At 71.4% G+C, this 1,205-nt stretch carries 3 protein-coding genes; all 3 read left to right on the top strand.

Annotation, left to right across the window (positions count from 1 at the left end; translation table 11 throughout):
- A partial coding sequence (locus amrb99_RS49110) for a hypothetical protein (RefSeq protein WP_194737878.1) occupies positions 1–337 on the top strand: 337 nt, incomplete at its 5' end.
- Between the two features lie 5 nt (positions 338–342).
- Entirely contained in the window at positions 343–678 is a 336-nt protein-coding gene (locus amrb99_RS49105) for a hypothetical protein (RefSeq protein WP_190868980.1), read from the top strand.
- 107 nt (positions 679–785) lie between these two features.
- The gene (locus amrb99_RS49100; RefSeq protein ID WP_190868979.1) at positions 786–1,010 is read left to right on the top strand and encodes a hypothetical protein; all 225 of its coding nucleotides are present in this window, start codon (positions 786–788) and stop codon (positions 1,008–1,010) included.
- Positions 1,011–1,205 lie beyond the last annotated feature (195 nt).

The raw sequence follows: 1,205 nt of genomic DNA, 5'->3' as shown, positions 1-1,205 counted from the left end.
GCTGCCGTCCAAGGGCGAGACCGCGCGCCGGCGCGGGCGCCGGAGCCTGCGGAAGATGGTCGCGAACGCGACCGTCAGCCGTGTCCGTACGGGCGCGAAAGAGCCCGAGGTGTCGGTGCTCATCAACCCCAAGCGCCTCGGCTCCCGGGCCGCGCTCCCCGCCTACATGAACGCCGACGTCGGCCCGTGGCGGCACCCGGTGTTCGGCACCGACACCTACGTCACGCAGGCCGCGACCCCGTGGTGGGACGCGACCGCGCGACCGTTCGAGGCGCGCGTGCAGCAGCGCCTCATCGGCGTCCTGGACCAGGTCGCCAACCAGATCGAGAGGGGATGACCCGCATGGGTAGCAACAAGCCGTCCGCGCCCGCCGACGACGAGGTGTTCGACCTCAACCTGAACGCCGTCAAGGTGGAGAGCAAGGGCGCCCGCCCGTTCCGGTTCCTCTGGGGTCCGGACAACAAACGGTTCGAGATGCAGCACAGTGAGCTGCTCAACCAAATTCCTCTGCTTGAGGCGGCCGTCCGGGGCGGCGAGGCCGAGGCGACGCTCGTGACCTTCCAGGAAGCGCTCGGCGAGCAGTGGAAGGAGTTCCGCAAGATCCCGCTGCCGGAAGCGCACTCGACCGCGCTCATGGAGGCGTACGCCAAGCACTGCGGCGTGGACCTGGGGGAATAGCCGGGCTCTACCGGCTCCTGCGGGAGTACGGCGGAGCCGTCGACTTCGACCTGCGTCACCTCTGGCCGGGCTACCGGCTCCGGGACCTGTGGGACCCGGACGACCCCATGAAGCTCACGCACCGTGAGCTGATCCAGTTCATCCGGCACCTGCCGCCGCAGTGCGCTACGGCGCGGGCGATGCACGGGCCGGTCGCCGACTGGACGCCCGACACCTACCTCGCCGCCAGCATCGCGAACGCGACCGCCGCGATCGCGTGGGCGCAGGGCGGTGGGAAGGGCAGCAAGCCCACCCCGATCAAACCCCCGAAAGCGCGGCGGCGCCGCACCTGACCGCCGAGGGGGTGAGCCGTGGCCCGCTCGGTAGTCCTCAACCTCATCGGCAACAACCGCACGTCCGGCGCGTTCCGGGACGTGCGGCGCGATGCCGACCGGACGGCCGGCAGCCTCGACCACCTCGGCGACCGGTCCGAGGACACCGGGCGCCGGTTCGGGCTCCTGTCCAAGGACGCCGACAGCGCGGGCGGG

It is taken from the genome of Actinomadura sp. RB99 (assembly GCF_014706005.1).
Lineage (GTDB): Bacteria > Actinomycetota > Actinomycetes > Streptosporangiales > Streptosporangiaceae > Spirillospora.
This window is presented reverse-complemented; position numbering and strand designations above follow the sequence as displayed.